The organism is Pseudomonas sp. CC11G (assembly GCF_056174845.1).
This window is the reverse complement of record NZ_JBWBZC010000001.1, coordinates 762,371-781,051: the sequence shown is the minus strand read 5'-3', so window position 1 is coordinate 781,051 and position 18,681 is coordinate 762,371. Positions and strand designations below refer to the sequence as shown.

General features: G+C 60.4%; 14 protein-coding genes and 1 pseudogene. 13 read left to right on the top strand and 2 right to left on the bottom strand.

Going from position 1 to position 18,681, the window contains the following annotated elements; translation table 11 throughout:
* Positions 1-27 precede the first annotated feature (27 nt).
* A complete protein-coding gene (locus tag AC0V2S_RS03660; RefSeq protein WP_475508536.1) occupies positions 28-357 on the bottom strand; it encodes a GIY-YIG nuclease family protein in 330 nt (109 codons plus the stop codon).
* Between the two features lie 78 nt (positions 358-435).
* Positions 436-906, bottom strand: coding sequence for a nuclear transport factor 2 family protein (locus tag AC0V2S_RS03655; RefSeq protein WP_475508535.1), 471 nt, complete (start codon positions 904-906; stop codon positions 436-438).
* Positions 907-1,026: 120 nt separating this feature from the next.
* Between AC0V2S_RS03655 and AC0V2S_RS03650 the strand changes: the two genes are divergently transcribed.
* The 13 genes and pseudogenes from AC0V2S_RS03650 to AC0V2S_RS03590 all read left to right on the top strand — a co-directional run bounded on the left by AC0V2S_RS03650 (position 1,027) and on the right by AC0V2S_RS03590 (position 18,591).
* Positions 1,027-1,971, top strand: a complete 945-nt coding sequence (locus AC0V2S_RS03650) for a GlxA family transcriptional regulator (protein ID WP_475508534.1) — start codon at positions 1,027-1,029, stop codon at positions 1,969-1,971.
* A gap of 53 nt (positions 1,972-2,024) precedes the next feature.
* Positions 2,025-2,804, top strand: coding sequence for a peroxide stress protein YaaA (gene yaaA, locus AC0V2S_RS03645; RefSeq protein WP_475508533.1), 780 nt, complete (start codon positions 2,025-2,027; stop codon positions 2,802-2,804).
* Positions 2,805-3,600: 796 nt separating this feature from the next.
* Positions 3,601-4,911 (top strand): GDP-mannose 6-dehydrogenase, encoded by a 1,311-nt coding sequence (gene algD / locus AC0V2S_RS03640; RefSeq protein ID WP_475508532.1) that lies wholly within the window; start codon positions 3,601-3,603, stop codon positions 4,909-4,911.
* Positions 4,912-5,043: 132 nt separating this feature from the next.
* Positions 5,044-6,525, top strand: coding sequence for a mannuronan synthase (alg8, locus tag AC0V2S_RS03635; RefSeq protein WP_475508531.1), 1,482 nt, complete (start codon positions 5,044-5,046; stop codon positions 6,523-6,525).
* Between the two features lie 45 nt (positions 6,526-6,570).
* Positions 6,571-7,737: a PilZ domain-containing protein gene (locus AC0V2S_RS03630; protein WP_475508530.1), complete on the top strand. Its 1,167-nt coding sequence runs from the start codon at positions 6,571-6,573 to the stop codon at positions 7,735-7,737.
* 3 nt (positions 7,738-7,740) lie between these two features.
* Positions 7,741-9,162: an alginate biosynthesis TPR repeat lipoprotein AlgK gene (gene algK, locus AC0V2S_RS03625; protein ID WP_475508529.1), complete on the top strand. Its 1,422-nt coding sequence runs from the start codon at positions 7,741-7,743 to the stop codon at positions 9,160-9,162.
* Positions 9,159-10,640, top strand: a complete 1,482-nt coding sequence (locus AC0V2S_RS03620) for an alginate export family protein (protein ID WP_475508528.1) — start codon at positions 9,159-9,161, stop codon at positions 10,638-10,640. The genes algK and AC0V2S_RS03620 overlap by 4 nt, the downstream gene beginning before the upstream one ends.
* A 29-nt stretch (positions 10,641-10,669) precedes the next feature.
* On the top strand, positions 10,670-12,292 hold the full coding sequence (gene algG / locus AC0V2S_RS03615) for a mannuronan 5-epimerase AlgG (RefSeq protein ID WP_475508527.1): 1,623 nt from the start codon (positions 10,670-10,672) through the stop codon (positions 12,290-12,292).
* A gap of 14 nt (positions 12,293-12,306) precedes the next feature.
* Positions 12,307-13,775 (top strand): annotated as a pseudogene (locus AC0V2S_RS03610) (alginate O-acetyltransferase).
* Positions 13,772-14,890 carry a mannuronate-specific alginate lyase gene (locus AC0V2S_RS03605; protein ID WP_475508526.1) on the top strand — a complete coding sequence of 373 codons (1,119 nt, stop codon included), beginning with the start codon at positions 13,772-13,774 and terminating at the stop codon, positions 14,888-14,890. Before AC0V2S_RS03610 ends, AC0V2S_RS03605 begins: the two are co-directional and overlap by 4 nt.
* A gap of 237 nt (positions 14,891-15,127) precedes the next feature.
* Positions 15,128-16,690 carry an MBOAT family O-acyltransferase gene (locus tag AC0V2S_RS03600; RefSeq protein ID WP_475508525.1) on the top strand — a complete coding sequence of 521 codons (1,563 nt, stop codon included), beginning with the start codon at positions 15,128-15,130 and terminating at the stop codon, positions 16,688-16,690.
* 11 nt (positions 16,691-16,701) lie between these two features.
* Positions 16,702-17,886, top strand: a complete 1,185-nt coding sequence (locus AC0V2S_RS03595; RefSeq protein ID WP_475508524.1) for an alginate O-acetyltransferase — start codon at positions 16,702-16,704, stop codon at positions 17,884-17,886.
* Between the two features lie 42 nt (positions 17,887-17,928).
* Positions 17,929-18,591 carry an alginate O-acetyltransferase AlgF gene (locus tag AC0V2S_RS03590; RefSeq protein ID WP_108096131.1) on the top strand — a complete coding sequence of 221 codons (663 nt, stop codon included), beginning with the start codon at positions 17,929-17,931 and terminating at the stop codon, positions 18,589-18,591.
* Positions 18,592-18,681: the final 90 nt, after the last annotated feature.

Genomic DNA, 18,681 nt, shown 5'->3' with positions numbered 1-18,681 from the left:
CCGGCTCCTTCGCTTCGGCCTACCCAATCAGGCTGATGGCACGTCATAACCGGATTGAATTGCCGCCCAGCCCAGCACCAGATTTTCCTTCGCCTTTTTGCTCAGCCGCTTGATGGTGCGCTCGCGGCGCAACGCATCGCCCTTGCCTGTGCAGCGCTCCACATACACCAACGCCACCGCCGGACTGGAATAGAAAAACCGCGCGCCCTTGCCACTCTGGTGCACAGCAAACCGCCGCTGCGCGTCGTCGCTGATGCCGCAATACAACGAGCCGTTGGCGGCGCGTACGAGGTAGACGAACCAGGGTTTGCCTGCAATTTCGACGGCAGGCGTCGGGAGAGATTCGGGCAATTGCAACGAGATAAACCTGCCAGTGAGTCGAGGTTACCCCCGGAGTTGGGGCGGCTATGGTAACCGACGCATTCCGTCACCACCTCACCGCCCCGCGCGAAACCCCGCCAACCCCTTCGCCGCCTGCTTGCGAATCGCGCCCTGCACCAGCGGCGTCCAGCCAAGCAACGCACCTTTAACCCCCAATGCCTGCGCCGACCATTTCCACAGATCAAAGCGGTCATGGTGCTCAACGATCTTGCCGTCACGAAACACGAAGCTGGCCTGAATGCGGTTAACCACCATGCGCCCCGTGCCGCTGAACAGGTAGGTCGCCACCCAGTGCGCACTGCCGGTGTGGTCGTCGGCCTGCACGTTGGAGAATTCCAGGGAGAAGTTCTGCGCGCGGCTGGTGAGCATGCGCCACATATCGCCGGCTTCTGCTCCTTTCAGGTTAGGAAATACCGGGTCACTGAATTGCACATCATCGGCGTAACAAGCGGCCATCGCTTCGGCGTCCTGGCGCTGAAAGGCTTGGTAGAAACGGGTGATCAGTTCGGCGTTGGGGTGGCTCATGGCAGCTCCGGCTCTATTAAATGATGGCCCATTGTCGTGGCGCAGCCGCCCGCCGGCGACTGGCTATATCGACAACTTTGTGTCAAATATAGCCAATATTCACCACTGAATAGTCGACTCATGCTGCGTATTGCCCTGTATGTCTGCCCGCAAACCGTGTGTTCGAGCCTGAGCATGGCGATGGATGCGTTTCAGTTGGCCAACCAGTTGGCGGGCGAGCGGGTGTTTCAGCTGCAGCGTTTCAGCCTGGATGGCCATGGGGTGGATTTGCAGTTCGCGCGCATCAACGTCAACGGTGCACTGCGCTTGGCCGAAACGGCGGACCTGGTGCTGCTGCCCGCCACCGGCAGCGCTATTGATACCACCCTTTCCAGCAATGCCGCGCTGTTGCCGTGGCTGGCGGCGCAGGTGTCACAGCGTTACCTGGCCAGCCTGTGCAGCAGCGCGTTTCTGTTGGGTGCCGCTGGCGTGCTGGACGATCGTGTGGCCACCACCCACTGGAGCCTGGCGCCGGCGTTTCGCCAACGTTTTCCCTTGGCGAAGTTGCAGGTGGAGCAGTTGCTGACCCACGATGGCCCGGTGTTCTGCTCCGGCGGCGCCCAAGCGGGGCTGGACTTGTGCCTGTACCTGATTGCCTGGCATGCCGGCGCCGAACTGGCGCAAAAGGTGGCCGCGGCGTTGGTGTTTGAACACAACCGTGGCCAGCAGACGCGCTTTGAACCGTTGCTGCCGGACACAAAGCGCAACGACCCGCTGCAGCCGCTCCTGAAATGGATGCACCAGCACCAGGCCGAACCCATGGATTTACAGCGCCTCGCCGCGCAGGCCAATTGCTCCCCGCGCACCTTGCTGCGACGCTTTCGCGCCAGCACGGGGCTAACACCCAATGAATACCTGCAACGCCTGCGCATCAGCGCCGCCCAGGCGGCATTGCGTCAGCCGTCACGCTCATTGGAGCAGGTGGCGGAGCAAGTGGGTTTCGGCGACCGTGCGGCCTTTGCCAAGCTGTTCAAGCAGCTCTGCGGCGAAACCCCGGGCGCCTATCGACAGCGTCTACGCGGCTAAGACAAATACGCCGGCACCGCTTAGAATCGCCGCTGCCTTTAGGAGACGCCCCCATGCTGATGGTGATTTCACCCGCCAAGACCCTGGACTACGACACCCCGCCGGTCACCTCCCGCCACACCCAACCGCAACACCTGGACCACGCGCAAGAACTGATCACCCAGCTGCGCGACTTCAGCCCGGCGCAAATCGCCGAGTTGATGCACCTGTCCGACAAACTCGCCGGCTTGAACGCCGCGCGCTTTGGCAGTTGGTCGCCCAAGTTCACCGCCAAGAATGCCAAGCAGGCCCTGCTGGCGTTTAAAGGTGATGTGTACACCGGCATGCACGCCGAAGATTTCAGCGAAGACGATTTCGACTTCGCGCAAAAACACCTGCGCATGCTTTCCGGTCTCTATGGCGTGCTGCGCCCACTGGACCTTATGCAACCCTACCGCCTGGAAATGGGCACCAAGCTCGCCAACGCGCGCGGCAAAGACCTGTATGCGTTCTGGGGCGACAACATCAGCACCTGGCTGAACCAGGCGCTCAAAGCCCAGGGCGATGATGTGCTGCTGAACCTGGCCTCCAACGAATACTTCGGCGCGGTAAAACGCCAAGCGTTGAAGGGGCGGATCATCAATACCGACTTCAAGGACATGAAGAACGGCCAGTACAAGATCATCAGTTTCTACGCCAAAAAGGCGCGCGGCATGATGGCCCGCTACGTGATCAAGGAACGCTTGAACGACCCGGCCGGCCTCAAGGATTTTAACTACCAGGGCTACCGCTTCGATGCGGCGCAGTCCAAGCCCGATCACCTGATTTTCCTGCGCGACGAGGCGCAGGATTAAAAGCTAACGCATCGAGGCTCAAGCCTCTCCCACAAGGTATTTCGATCTCTTGTGGGAGAGGTGATGGCCATCCAATTCAGCCTCGATTCCTGGAAACATCCCCTCAAATTAGCGCTGTTATTTCGGCGCCACTCTCTGCGCACTTCCCTGCCATACACCCCCATCTACTCAAAGTTCCCCAGCCTCTACCCAACTTTAATTGGGTATCTACCCCTAGACTGTCCTCCGTTTAACTGGTGGCACTTTAACCAATCTTTAGTACTGGCAAAAAGTTATTGCAGCGCCCTACGCCCGCTATCAAGGGGGATACAGCGCAACTGCCAGTATATTGCAATCACTGCTATATCCCGGCATATGTCCAAGTGTTGCGAAAGTCTGACGAACGGTAGGAACTATCATTAATTCTGCGGGCTCATAACCCCGTAACGACTTTTTACAGGTTGGCTTTCTTAGTGCTGCCCAGCACTGGCCAAACCCTAACTTGCTGAATAAGCCGTGGTTGTTTATTCGCTATAAGTCGGCACACGGAACGTTTTAAAAATGATGGAGAAGCAGGTAGAAGCAGACCTACTGCAACAGCCTCACCAAGGCTCTACGACCAGTGTTGGAGCGTAGGCCTGATATCCGGGCGCATCCCTTTTACAACATGCCCACTCACGCATTCATTAAGTTGAATGTGACGAACTTATTATGCCTGCGCTTTCGTAATTACAACTTACGAAGTGCATTACAAGGGTGATGGTTAATCCAACCATCCACTGTTTAACGGCGTAACTCAAAGTAATAGGTGAATACAATGCGTATTAGCATTTTTGGTTTAGGTTATGTCGGCGCAGTATGTGCCGGTTGCCTGTCTGCACGCGGCCATGAAGTTGTCGGCGTGGATGTTTCCACCGCCAAGATTGATCTCATCAACAACGGCAAATCGCCGATTGTCGAACCTGGCCTTGAGGCCTTGCTGCAACAGGGCATTGAAACCGGACGCCTACGCGGCACCACCGATGTAGCCGGTGCCATCCGCGACACCGAACTGTCGATGCTGTGCGTCGGCACCCCGAGTAAAAAGAACGGCGATCTGGAGCTCGATTACATCGAGTCGGTGTGCCGTGAAATCGGCTATGTGCTGCGCGATAAAACCACCCGGCACACTGTTGTCGTTAGAAGCACTGTGTTACCCGGCACGGTAAAAAATGTGGTGATCCCTATTCTTGAAGACTGCTCCGGAAAAAAAGCCGGGGTGGATTTTGGTGTCGCCGTGAACCCCGAGTTCCTGCGTGAAAGCACCGCCATCAAAGACTACGACCACCCGCCGATGACCGTTATCGGTGAACTGGACAAACAATCGGGCGACGCCCTGGAGTCGCTGTACAGCGAACTCGACGCACCGATCATCCGCAAAGACATCGAAGTCGCCGAGATGATCAAGTACACCTGTAACGTGTGGCACGCCGCCAAGGTCACCTTCGCCAACGAGATCGGCAACATCGCCAAGGCCGTCGGCGTAGATGGCCGCGAAGTGATGGACGTGGTCTGCCAGGACAAAACCCTCAACCTCTCCCAGTACTACATGCGCCCCGGCTTTGCCTTCGGCGGCTCGTGCCTGCCCAAGGATGTACGTGCCCTCACCTACCGCGCCGGTCAGCTGGACGTGGAACACCCGATGCTTGGCGCCATCATGCGCAGCAACGTGGCCCAGGTGCAGAACGCGTTCGACATCATCGCCAGTCACGACAAACGCAAAGTCGCCCTACTCGGCCTGAGCTTCAAAGCCGGCACCGATGACCTGCGTGAAAGCCCGCTGGTGGAGCTGGCCGAGATGCTGATCGGCAAAGGGTTCGACCTTTCCATCTACGACAGCAACGTCGAATACGCCCGCGTTCACGGGGCCAACAAGGACTATATCGAGTCCAAGATCCCCCACGTTTCATCCTTGCTCAACAGCGACTTCAACCAAGTGGTGGCGGGCTCCGACATCATCGTGTTGGGCAACCGCGACGAGCGTTTCCGAGCACTGGCGCAGCATGCCCCCGAGGGCAAGCAAGTGGTCGATCTGGTGGGTTTCATGAAGCACACCACCAACGGCACTACCGAAGGCATCTGCTGGTAGCCGTAAGGCCGAAATAACCGTCATTCCCGCGCAGGCGGGAATCCAGACTTCCTCAGGCAATCGCATTTGCCGCCCCTGGACCCCAGCCTTCGCTGGGGTGACGGCTAGTCTATAAACGCACAGGACACATAAATGGATAGGCTCAAGCAGGTTCTGGCAGAAGGCGCCGGGTGGTTGTTCTACCTCGCCCTTTTGTGCGGACTCGCCCTCGCACTACCCCGCACGGTGTTCGACCCCGAGTCGAAAGACTTTATCTTTCTGATCGGTGCGGTCGGCATCTGGCGCTACTCCATGGGCGCCATGCATTTTCTGCGCGGCGTGCTGTTTCTGTACGTGGTGTTTCCCCACTACCGGCGCAAGGCGGCCAAGCTGGGTACAGCGGCCGACCCTTCCCACGTATTTTTGATGGTGACCAGTTTTCGTATCGACGCGCTGACCACCGCGCAGGTGTACCAATCGGTAATTCGCGAAGCGATGGAATGTGGCTACCCCACCACCGTGGTGTGCTCCATCGTCGAGCTCTCCGATGAGTTTCTGGTCAAAAGCTTGTGGGAGAAATACAACCCACCGGAGAACGTCACCCTCGACTTCGTGCGTATTGCCGGCACCGGCAAACGCGACGGTCTGGCCCACGGCTTTCGCGCCATTTCCCGGCATATGCCCGACCGCGATGCGGTGGTGGCGGTGATCGACGGCGACAGCGTGCTGGAGCCTGGGGTGGTGCGCCGCACCGTGCCGTATTTCAAGCTGTTCCCCAATGTCGGTGGCCTGACCACCAACGAATTCTGCGAAGTGCGCGGCAGCTACATCATGAGCGAGTGGCACAAGCTGCGCTTCGCTCAGCGGCACATCAACATGTGCTCCATGGGCCTGTCCAAGCGCGTGCTGACGCTGACCGGGCGCATGTCGATGTTCCGCGCTCCCGTCATCAGCAACCCCGAATTTATCGCCGACGTGGAAAGCGATTCGCTCGACCACTGGCGCCTGGGCCGCTTCAAGTTTTTGACCGGTGACGACAAGTCCAGCTGGTACAGCCTGATGCGCCTGGGCTACGACACCTTCTACGTGCCCGACGCGGCCATCAACACCGTCGAGCACCCGCCGGAAAAGAGCTTTATCAAGGCCAGCCGCAAGCTGATGTTCCGCTGGTACGGCAACAACCTGCGGCAAAACTCGCGGGCCATGAAGCTGGGTAAAGGTCGCCTGGGCCTCTTCACCAGCCTGGTGCTGTTCGACCAGCGCGTATCGATGTGGACCTGCCTGCTGGGCCTCACCGTGGCGATCATCGCCAGCCTCAAATACAGCATCGCCTTCCTGCTCGTGTACCTCTTGTGGATTGGCTTTACCCGCCTGGTGCTGACCCTGCTGCTGGCCGTGAGCGGCCACCACATCGGCCCGGCCTACCCGGTCATTCTCTATTACAACCAGATCGTCGGCGCCCTGGTGAAGATCTACGTGTTCTTCCGCCTCGACCAACAATCCTGGACGCGCCAGCCCACCAAACTCAACCGCGACCTGGCCAGCTTTCAGCACTGGTTCAACACCTGGTCGTCCCGAACCATGACCTTCTCCGCCGCCAGCGTGTTTGTCGCCACGTTGCTGCTGGTGGTGTGAGTCGCCGCCATCAACGGACTAAAACCTTTGAGTAGGAATAACGCCATGAATACAGCCGTCAACGTCAATGTGGTGCACGAATCCGAAGCCCAGCGTCAGTACGCCCGGGTTCGTCTGCCGGCCAAAATCCGCTTCAGCGGCAAGAACCGCGAAGTGGTCGAGCAGACCGTCACCGACATTTCCGCCGGTGGCTTCAGCTACGGCGCCACCAACAGCACCGTGAAAGTTGGCGACTTCCACAAAGGCAAAATGCTCTTTGTGATCGACAACATCACCTTGGCCATCGACACCGAATTTCAAGTGCGCTCGGTGGACTTCGACACCAACCGCGTGGGCTGCCAATTCAGCAATATGCGCCCTCGGGAAATTTCCACCTTGCGCCACCTGATCACCGCGCACTTGAGCGGCGAGCTGGTCAGCGTCGGTGAATTACTCACCACCTTGCAGCGCGAAAACTTCACCAAAACCCGCAAGCAAAAAGCGGTTGGCGGCATGAGCGCGTTTGCGCGGATGCGCGCCGTGAGTTTTAGCGTTGGCATCTTCCTGGTGGGCCTGCTGGCCTTCGGTTTCCTGTTCAAATCCATCTACAGCCTGTACTTCGTCACCCACGCGCAATCGGCACTGGTACAGGTGCCGGGCATGCAAGTGACCATGCCCCGTGAGGGCACCGTGCAAAGCCTGATCGGCGCCGATGGTGTGGTTAAAAAAGGCGCGCCGATTGCCACCTTCAGTGCCTCGATGCTGGAGATGCTCAAGGGCCACCTGGACGACAAAGACCTGAGTCCGTCCAACGTCGCCAACCTGTTCAACAAGCAAATGAAAGGCACCCTGACCAGCCCATGCGACTGCGTGCTGGCCAAGCAATACGTGGCCGACGGCCAATACGCGAGCAAGGGCGATGTGATCTTCGACCTGGTGTCGCGTGAAGCCAAAGCCCAGGTGGAAGCACGCTTCCCGTACAGCAAATTCAACGAGATCAAACCGGGCGCGCGGGTGAACTTCCAGGTCGCCGGCCTTGATGAAGTGCGCGGCGGCAAGGTGATCAGCAGCAGCCTGAATGACACCGGCAATCTGTCTTCGGATATCCGCGTGGTGATCCAGCCTGACGAGCCGCTGGAGAACGCCCTGGGCGGTCGCCCGGTGGAAGTGAGCAGCGACAACGGCCCTTCCTTTGGCTGGCTGATGGACAAAGCCATGGCAGCAGGACTCTAAGCTATGGATAACGCACAGCCGCACCTCTTCCTCTACAAACCGCTACTCTTGGCCGTAGCGTTGAGTATGGCTGGCTGCGCCGGTCTGCCCGACCAGCGCCTGGCCAACGAGGCGCTGAGAAACGGCGACACCGCCACCGCCCAGGCCAACTACAAGGCCCTGGCCGATATGGGCTATGCCGATGCCTCCGTGGGCCTGGCCGATATCCAGCTGGAAAGCGGCGACCCGGCGCAGTTGGCGGCCGCCGAACAAACCTACCGCCAGGCGGCGGATACCTCGCCGCGCGCCGCCTCGCGTCTCGGCCGACTGCTGGCCACCAAGCCGAACGCCACCGAGGCCGAGCACCAGGAAGCGGAAAAACGCCTGAAGCAAGCCTTCGCCAATGGCGAAGAAGGCGCCGTGCTGCCGCTGGCCATGCTCTACCTGCAATACCCGCAAACGTTCCCCAACGTGAACGCCCAGGAAAAAATCAGCCAGTGGCGCGAGCAAGGTCACCCGCAGGCGGAGCTGGCTCAGGTGCTGCTCTATCGCACCCAGGGCACCTACGACGCGCACCTGGCCGACGTGGAAAAGATCTGCACAGCCGCGCTTAACACCGCCGATGTTTGCTACGTGGAACTGGCGACCGTGTACCAGAAACGTGGCGAAGCCGATAAGCAGAAAGCCCTGGTCGAACAACTGCGTGGTGCCTATGGCCGTGGCGTAGTACCGGCGGCGCGCATGGAAGGTGTGGCGCAGGTATTGGCCGACCCGGAACTGGTAGTTCAGGGTGGCGGCAAAACCGATCCGGCCACCGCGCAACAGATGCTGGAACAGATAGCCCCGACCTACCCCGCTGCCTGGGTGAGCCTCGCGCAATTGCTCTACGACTACCCCGAGCAGGGCGATATCGACAAGATGCTCGAGTACCTGAAAAAGGGCCGCGAGGCCGCGCAACCGCGCGCCGAACTGCTGCTCGGCAAGCTCTACTACGAAGGCAAACTGCTGCCGGCTGACCCTGAAAAAGCCGAACAGCACCTGCTTAAAGCGGCGCAAAGCGAGACCAGCGCCAACTACTACCTGGGCCAGATGTACCGCCGTGGTTACCTCGGCCAGGTCCAGCCACAGCAAGCGCTAGACCGCCTGCTGGCCGCCGCCCGTGCCGGGCAGAACAGCGCCGACTTCGCCCTGGCGCAGATGTTCTCCCAAGGCCGTGGCATCGCTCCCGATCCGGTGAACGCCTATGTGTTCAGCCAGATCGCCGTGCAGAAAGGCACACCGCAAGCGCCCGACCTGGCGGCGCAGATCGAACAGCAATTACCCCCTGGCTCGCGCCCCCAAGCGGAACGCTTGCTGCGTGAGGAACAAGCGCTGCGTGGCGCAACTCTACAAACCGTTACGCAGATGCAAGCCATGCAAAGTCAGGACGGGCAGGAGCCACTATGAAACGCACACCACGTAAAACCACCAACCCATGGACGCGCGCTGGTTTTTGCCTCAGCGCCACCTTGCTGAGCGCCCATTCCGCCTGGGCCGTGCAGATGACCGACAGCAGCAGCTACGGCATGGACGTGAAGATCACCGCCCAATCCGAAGATGACCGCGACCTCGGCACCCGCAGTGGCGGCGATGTAAACGGTATCGGTATCGACCTGCGCCCCTGGGTGTACGGCAAGCGCGGCAACTGGAGCGGCTATGCGATGGGGCAGGCTGTTAGTGCGACAGACATCATCGAGACCGACACCCTGCAACAACCCGAAGACGGCGATAACACCAGTGGCAGCGGCAGCAGCAACGACAGCCGCCAGCCCGACAAAAGCTACCTGGCGCTGCGTGAATTCTGGATCGGTTATTCGGGCCTCACGCCCTACCCCGGCGAAGAACTGCGCCTGGGTCGCCAACGGCTGCGCAACGACGACGGCATGTGGCGCGACACCAATATCGAAGCGTTGAACTGGACCTTCGACACCACCCTGCTCAAAGCCGATCTGGGTGTAGCCGAACGCTTCAGCGACTACCGCACCGACATCGACGACCTCGCGCCAAAAGACAAAGATCGCCTGCACATTTACGGCGACATCGCCGCGCAATGGACGCCCGGCCACTGGGTGGGCCTGAACGTGCACCACGCTAGCGACGACGGCAAGCTCAACCACGCCGGCGAAACCGTCGACGAGCTGGATAAAACCAGCACCGGCGACCTCACCTGGGTTGGCGTGCAAGCCAACAGCGACGCTTACAACCCGCGCAATGAAAACCGCCTGAACTACTGGGCCAGCGTCACCAGCCTGACCGGCGACCGTGATCGTTTGACCACCCAGACCGTGGGCGGCGATGAGATTGCCACCGGCAAGCAGAGCGGCGACGTCAGCGCCTGGGCCACCGACCTGGGCCTGCGCTGGAAGCTCGATGAAAACTGGCAGCTCGGCGGCGCCTACGCCCGTGGTAGCGGCGGTGGCGGTGATGACGGCGGCGACAACTACGAGCAGACAGGCCTGGAAAGTAACCGCTCCACCTACACCGGCACGCGCTCGCGGGTACATCGCTTTGGTGAGGCGTTTCGCGGTGAGCTGAGCAACCTGCAGGCGGCCACGCTGTTTGGCTCCTGGCAGCTGCGCGAGGACTACGACGCAAGCCTGGTTTACCACAAGTTCTGGCGTGTCGATGACCAGCAACCAATCGGCACCAGCGGCATCAATGCCGCGATGCAGGACGGCGAAAAAGACGTTGGCCAGGAAGTCGATCTGGTGGTCACCAAGTACTTCAAACAGGGCCTGCTGCCCGCCTCGCTCAGCCAGGCCATCGACGAACCGTCGGCCCTGGTGCGCTTTCGCGGCGGCGTGTTCAAACCCGGCGATGCCTACGGCCCCGATGCCGACTCGTATATGCACCGTGCTTTTGTCGACGTGATCTGGCGCTTCTGATGATGACGCGGCCATGGAGAACCCCTGACATGACTGATCACACTCCGCCTTTGCTACCGCTGCTGATGGCTGGCGTGCTGCTGCTCAGTGGCCCGGCCATGGCTGTCGAGGCTCCGCAAAGCCAGCAGGATGTAGCGCGTGCCAGTGACGCGCCGCTGCCCGGTAGCGAAGATAAAACCCAGGCGACCAAAGAGCTCAAGCAAGCCAAAAGCTACACCGTGACCACCGCGCCCACCAAAGCGCTGGAGCTGGCCGCACCGAAGTTGCCCGACCTCAGCGGCTACACCGCTGAGGCGGTAAACGCCAAGATCGACCGCCGAAAAAAAGGCAGCGTCACCGTGCGGCGCATGGTGCAGCAAGACGCCCTGAAGGAATTTATCGGCGGCAACAACCGCATGGCCGAATGGGTGACCCGCCAGCGCGGCATGCCCCAGGCCATCTTCGTCGAAGGCGGCTATATGAGCCTGAGCGAGCTGACCAAAAAAGTACCCAAGCAGTACCTGAGCGCGGACGCCGACGGCACCTACACCCTGCGCCTGCCGCTGGTGGTGGCGCACAACGCCAGCCTGCAAATCGACAAAGACGTAAAAGAACTGCACCTGTCGCAAGACCGCGGCGCCTTTATCGTCAACGACGGCAAACTGTTTATCACCGGCACCAACCTCACCGGTTGGAACGAAGCGAAAAAGGCCCCGGCCACGTTTAAAAAGCCGGAAGAATTCCGTCCGTTTCTGCTCTCCTGGGGCGGCACCGAGACCTATATCGTCAACAGCAAGATCGCGAGCTTCGGTTACAACACCAGCAAGTCCTACGGCCTAAGTATTTCCCAGTACACGCCGAACATGAGCAAGCAGATGGGGCGTGGCATGCCCACCGGCTGGATCATCGGCTCGGAGTTCTCGGACCTGTGGTACGGCTTCTACTGCTACGAAACCCAAGACTTCGTGGTGAAGGACAATACCTACCGCGACAACATCATCTACGGCATCGACCCCCACGACCGCTCGCGCCGTCTGGTGATTGCCGGCAACACCGTGTACGGCACCCACAAGAAGCACGGGATCATCATTTCCCGCGAAGTGGATGACAGCTGGATCATCAATAACAAGGTCTACGAGAACAAACTCTCGGGCATCGTTATCGACCGTAACAGCGTCAACAACCTGGTGGCCTACAACGAGGTTTACCACAACCAATCCGACGGCATCACGCTGTACGAAAGCTCCAACAACCTGCTGTGGGGCAACAAGGTGTTGAGCAACGAACGCCACGGCATTCGCTTGCGCAACAGCACCAACATTCGCCTGTACGAAAACCTGGCTGTGGATAACCGCCTGGTGGGCGTCTACGGCCACATCAAAGATTTGAGCGACACCGACCGCGACATCGACCTCGACCCGTTCGACACCAAGGTGTCGATGATCGTGGTCGGCGGCGAGCTGATCAGTAACGGCTCCGGGCCGCTCTCCATCGACTCGCCGTTGTCGGTGGAGCTGTACCGGGTGGCCATGCTGGCGCCGACCAAATCGTCGGGCATCAGCTTTTCGGGAATTCTCGGCGACAAGCAAAACGAAATTCTGGACCTGATGGTCCGCCAGGATAAGGCAGTGCTGATCGACCCCGTTGAAAGCCAGGCCGAACTTCAGGACTGAGGAGCATGCATTCCATGACGACTACCACCACAACCCGCCATTGGCTCGCCCCGTCTGCATTGGCCATGGCCCTGCTGGCCGCCAGCAACCTGAGCCAGGCCGCCGACACCGGCGTGCCGCAATACCAAGTGAAAGGTAACGCGCCGCTGTGCCCGGCCGCCGCCAATAACGGCCTGTACAACACCAAGTACCTGGGCTTCTTTACCCACCTGGTGCAGGCCCAGGACGACTGGCTGTTCCGTACCACCTACGACCTGCGCACCGACTTCGGCACCACGCCCGAGGGCTACGCCAAACTCAAAGCGCTGCGCGATGCCCTGCACAAAAAAGGCATCGAGCTGGTGGTGGTGTATCAGCCCACGCGCGGCCTGGTAAACCGGGAAAAACTCACCCCGGCCGAGAAGGCCTCGTTCAACTACGACCTGGCAAAAAAGAACTACCTGGCAACTATCGCCAAGCTGCGCGAGACCGGCATGTATGTGCCTGACTACAGCCCGCTGTTCGACGAAAACCAGGAACACGCTTACTACTTCAAAGGCGACCACCACTGGACGCCATACGGGGCTGAACGCACCGCGAAAATCACCGCCGACACCCTGAAAGACGTGCCCGGTTTTGCCGACATTCCCAAGCAGCAATACGAGAGCAAACGCGTCGGCCTGCTGAGCAAACTCGGCACCTTCCACAAGGCCGCTGCGCAGCTGTGCGGCAACAGCTACGCCACCCAATACGTGGACCGTTTTGAAACCACCGTGGCCGGCAGCGGCGGCGGTGATGAAGGCGGCGGTGGCGATCTGTTCGGCGATGAAAGCCAGCCACAAGTGGCGCTGGTGGGCACCAGTAACAGTGGCCCGGCGTACAACTTTGCCGGTTTTCTGGAGCAATACAGCGGCGCCGAAATTCTCAACAACGCCATCTCCGGCGGCGGCTTCGACAGCTCCCTGCTGCAATACCTGAGCAGCAAGGAATTCCACGACCACCCGCCGAAAGTCATCGTCTGGGAATTCGCCACCCACTACGACCTGGCGCAAAAAAGCTTCTACCGCCAAGCCATGCCCCTGGTGGACAACGGCTGCGAAGGACAAAAGCAGTACTGCAAAACGATGTGAAGTTGCACAACGGCGCCACCGAGATTCTGGTCAACGGCAAGAACCAATTGCTCAACCTGCAGGGCAACCAATATCAGGTTGACCTGACCTTCAGCGACCCCTCGGTAAAAACCCTCAAGGCCACCATCTGGTACCTCAACGGCCGCCGGGAAAACTTGAAACTGGAACAGAGCGCCGCTGCCGATACCGGTGGCCGCTATGTCTTCCAACTGCGTAACGACCCTGGCTGGGCAGACCTTAATATGCTCGCCATGGAAATTCACAGCCCCGATGAAATGCCGGCCAACCTCAGCGTGAAAGCCACGCTGTGCAAACGGCCCTCCATCGGTGCAGGCACCCTTACGGCGAAAGCCGCAGGAGGCACAGACTCATGAACGCATCCCACGCCTTTTTTCGCGGCGCCGCGCTAAGCACCTTGCTGGTAGCCGGTACGGCCAGTGCGGCACTGGTTCCCCCACAGGGCTACTACGCGCCGATTGAAAGCCACAAAACCAAACCGCCGGAAGAACAATGCGGCGCGCCGCCCAAGCCCTACACCGACAAGCTGGTGTTTCGCAGCAAATACGAAGGCTCGGACTCGGCCCGCGCCACGCTGAACAAAGACTCGGAAAAAGCCTTTCGCGACGCTACCGCGAGCATCACCACGCTGGAACGCGGGGTGAGCAAACAGGTGATGGGCTATATGCGCGACGGCCGCCAGGAACAGCTGGACTGCACCCTGAGCTGGCTCACCACCTGGGCCCAGGCCGACGCCCTGCTCTCCACCGACTTCAACCACACCGGCAAGTCGATGCGTAAATGGGCACTGGGCAGCGTGGCCTCGGCGTACCTGCGCCTGAAGTTCTCCGAGTCCAAACCGCTGGCCAACTACGGGCCGCAATCCAAGGTGATCGAAGCCTGGTTCAGCAAGCTCGGCGATCAGGTGGTGAAAGACTGGAGCTACCTGCCGCTCAAGCAAGTGAACAACCACTCGTACTGGGCCGCGTGGTCGGTGATGGCCACCGCCGTGGCGACCGATCGCCAGGACCTGTTCGATTGGTCCGTTGAGCAGTTCCGCGTTGGCGCCAACCAGGTCGACAGCGACGGCTATCTGCCCAACGAGCTCAAGCGTAAACAGCGCGCCCTGTCGTACCACAACTACGCGCTGCCACCGCTGGCGATGATCGCCAGCTTCGCCGACGCCAACCACGTAGACCTGCGCACCGAAAACCGCGACGCCCTGAGCCGCCTGGCCAAACGCGTAATGGAAGGAGTGAACGACCCGGACGAATTCGCCGCCAAGGCCGGCGTGAAGCAGGACATGGAGGACCTGAAAATCGACAGCAAATACGCCTGGCTGGAACCCTACTGCACCCTGTACCAGTGCGGCGGCGACACGCTGAAGTGGAAGCAGTCGATGCAGCCGTTCAAGACCTTCCGCCTTGGGGGGGATTTGACTCGGGTGTATGACCCGAAGGCCGAGAGTAAGGACAGCAAGAAGAACTCGTAACCGCTTGGCTCCCCTCGCCCACTTGTGGGAGAGGGGCTGGGGGAGAGGGTCGGGGCCAGCGGAAATCTTCGCCAAAACAGCCCCTCTCCCTAACCCTCTCCCGCAAGCGGGAGAGGGAACTGATCGAGTGAGGCACAGATAAAACACAATCCACCCGGCTTTTTCTCCGGGGGGGTTTGGGGGGGATGTGGCGCTAGCCACGTCCTCTGAACCGAAGGTGAAGATGGAGAGAGGCGGATGGTTTTTTCATCCAATGTGTTCCTGTTCTTGTTCCTGCCGATATTCCTCGGCTTGTACTACTTGAGCGGGCAACGCTATCGCAACTTGCTGCTGCTGATTGCCAGCTACGTGTTCTACGCCTGGTGGCGGGTGGACTTCCTTGCCCTGTTCGCCGGCGTCACGCTGTGGAACTACTGGATCGGCCTCAAGGTGGGCGCCGCCGGCGTGCGCAGCAAGCCGGCGCAACGCTGGCTGCTGCTTGGCGTGGGCGTGGACCTGTGCATTCTGGGCTACTTCAAATACGCCAACTTCGGCGTCGACAGCCTGAACGCCATCATCACTTCGTTCGGCCTTGAGCCCTTTATCCTCACCCACGTGATCCTGCCGATCGGTATCTCGTTCTATATCTTCGAGTCCATCAGCTACATCATCGACGTGTACCGCGGCGACACCCCGGCCACCCGCAACCTGATCGACTTCGCCGCCTTCGTGGCCATCTTCCCGCACCTGATTGCCGGCCCTGTACTGCGCTTTCGCGACCTGGCCGACCAGTTCAACAACCGCACCCACACCCTGGATAAATTCTCCGAAGGCGCCACGCGCTTTATGCAGGGGTTTATCAAGAAGGTGTTTATCGCCGATACCCTGGCAGTGGTCGCCGACCATTGCTTCGCTTTGCAAAACCCCACCACGGGCGATGCCTGGCTGGGCGCGCTGGCGTACACCGCGCAGCTGTATTTCGACTTCTCCGGCTATAGCGACATGGCCATCGGCCTGGGCCTGATGATGGGCTTTCGCTTTATGGAGAACTTCAAGCAGCCCTATATCAGCCAGTCGATCACCGAGTTCTGGCGGCGCTGGCATATCAGCCTGTCCACCTGGCTGCGTGATTACCTGTACATCACGCTGGGCGGCAACCGTGGCGGCAAATTCGCCACCTACCGCAACCTGTTCCTGACCATGCTGCTCGGCGGTTTGTGGCACGGCGCGAACATTACCTACATCGTCTGGGGCGCCTGGCACGGCCTGTGGCTGGCGGTTGAAAAAGCCATCGGCATCAACACCGCGCCACGCAGTTTCAACGTGGTGCGTTGGGCCTTCACGTTCTTGCTGGTGATCATGGGCTGGGTGATTTTCCGCGCGGAAAACCTGCACGTGGCCGGTCGCATGTACGGCGCCATGTTCGGCTTCGGCGACTGGCAGCTGTCGGAACTCAACCGCGCCAGCCTCACCGGCCTGCAAGTGGCCACCCTGGTGGTGGCCTACGCCACCCTCGCCTTCTTCGGCCTGCGCGACTTCTACATGAACCCGCCGCCTGAGAAGCGCAAACCAGAAGTGAGCACCGAGGCCGATGGCCCGGCGACTGCCCAACCCGGCACCGTGAAAGCCGTGCCCGGTGAACAGCCGACTATTCATGTGCCTGGCTACACCGTCGGCACCGAGGCGAATGTGCAAGCGGCCTACTGGACTGCCGACTGGCCGCGTTACGCCATGCGCGCCCTGGTGCTGCTGCTGTTTGTCGCCTCGATTCTCAAGCTCTCGGCGCAGAGCTACTCGCCCTTCCTCTACTTCCAGTTCTGAGCGAGCCGACCATGACCCGATCCTTACGCATTCTCTATATCGCCGTGTTCCTCGGCCTGCTGCTGGGCCTGGGCCTGTGGTCGTTGCGCGGCTTTATGGGCTTTAACACTACGCCGCAAGACACCGTGCTCAACGGCAAATGGGCCAAGGCCACCGAAACCCAATACGACAAGGAATTTCCGCTCAAACGCCTGGGCACCAACCTCTGGGCCGCGCTGGACTTCAAGCTGTTCAACGAAGGCCGCCCCGGCGTGGTGCTGGGCCAGGACCAGTGGCTGTTCAGCGATGAAGAATTCAACCCCATCGCCAACGGCACCCAGTACCAGGATGAAAACCTGGCACTGATCAAAGGCGTGCGCGACCAACTCGACAAGAAAGGCGTGAAGCTGGTGCTGGCCATCGTGCCGGCCAAGGCGCGTCTGTACCCCGAACACATCGGCGACGAAGAGCCGGCGAAGCTGCACGAAGACCTGTACGAGCGCTTCCACGCCAGCGCCGAACAGGCCGGCATCCTCGCCCCCGATCTGCTCACCCCGCTGCAACACGCCAAGCTGCAAGGCCAGGTATTCCTGCGCACCGACACCCACTGGACGCCAATGGGCGCCGACGTGGTCGCGCAGAACCTCGGCGCCACAGTAGCGCAGCAACTGCCGCTGGATGCCGCGCCACAGCAGTTCATCACCGAAGCCAAACAGCCGGAACCCTACAAGGGCGACCTGACCACCTTCCTGCCGCTGGACCCACTGTTCAGCAACCTGCTGCCCAAGCCCGACCAACTGCAACAACGCACCACCCGCGCGGCCGATGCAGGCAGCACGGAGGGCGGTGATGACGCGCTGTTTGCCGACAGTGAAGTACCGGTCGCGCTGGTGGGCACCAGCTACAGCGCCAACCCGCATTGGAACTTCGTCGGCGCGCTGCAGCAGGCGTTGAAAAGTGACGTGGTGAGCTACGCCGAGAACGGCCATGGCCCGATCGAGCCGATGCTCAAGTACCTGCAAAGCGACGCCTTCAAAGACTCGGCACCGCAGTTGGTGATCTGGGAATTCCCCGAACGCTACCTGCCGATGAAAACCAACCTGAGCGACTTCGACCCCGACTGGATCGCTCAACTCAAGGCCGCCGGTGCGGCCAACACCAACCTGGCTACTTCGGCAGCCAGAAACTCACCGTTGCCAATTCAGGCAAACCGCTAGACCCGGTGCTGCTCGAAGCACCCAATCATGGAGAACAACACAATGAAGCCATCCATCACCCATGCAATCGTTAACAACCGCCTCGGTAAAGCCTGCGCGTTCGTGGTAGTTGGCCTGCTCGCCGCCCAGGTTCACGCCGACGAAGCCGCCCTTTACGGGCCGACCGCGCCCAAAGGCTCGGCCTTCGTGCGGGTGTACAACGCCGGCAGCCAGGAAATCAACGCCACGGTCGGCACGGCCAAACTCAGCGAAGTAGGCCCATTGGGCAGCAGCGACTTCGGCTTTCTGCCCGGCGGCGACTACAGCGCTCAGGTCGGCTCGCAAACCGTGCCGGTAAAACTGGCCGCCGACCACTACTACACCATCGTCGCCCTGCCCGGTGCACAGCCAAAACTGGTGGAAGAGCCACCGTTCAAAAACAAACAGAAAGCCCTGGTGCGCGTGCAGAACCTGAGTGACACCAAGGTCACCCTGAAAACCGCCGACGGCAAAACCGCAGTGGTGGAAGACGTGGCCCCGGCCGCCCGTGGCGACCGCGAAATCAACCCGGTGCCGGTCAAGCTCGCGCTGTTCAACGGCACCCAGAAAATCAGCGATGTGAAGCCGGTGACCCTGGCGCGTGGTGAAGCGGTTGCTCTCTACGTGACAGGCAGCGGTAGCAAGCTCTCTCCGGTTTGGGTGAAACGCCCGGCCGCCACCGAATAAACCCAAGCGCTCTTGCTGTTTTTGCTCTTCGTGAATATCGGTCTTGCGAGCTAGAGCCTGCCAAGGCAAAACCAGACCAGGAAGCGCAGT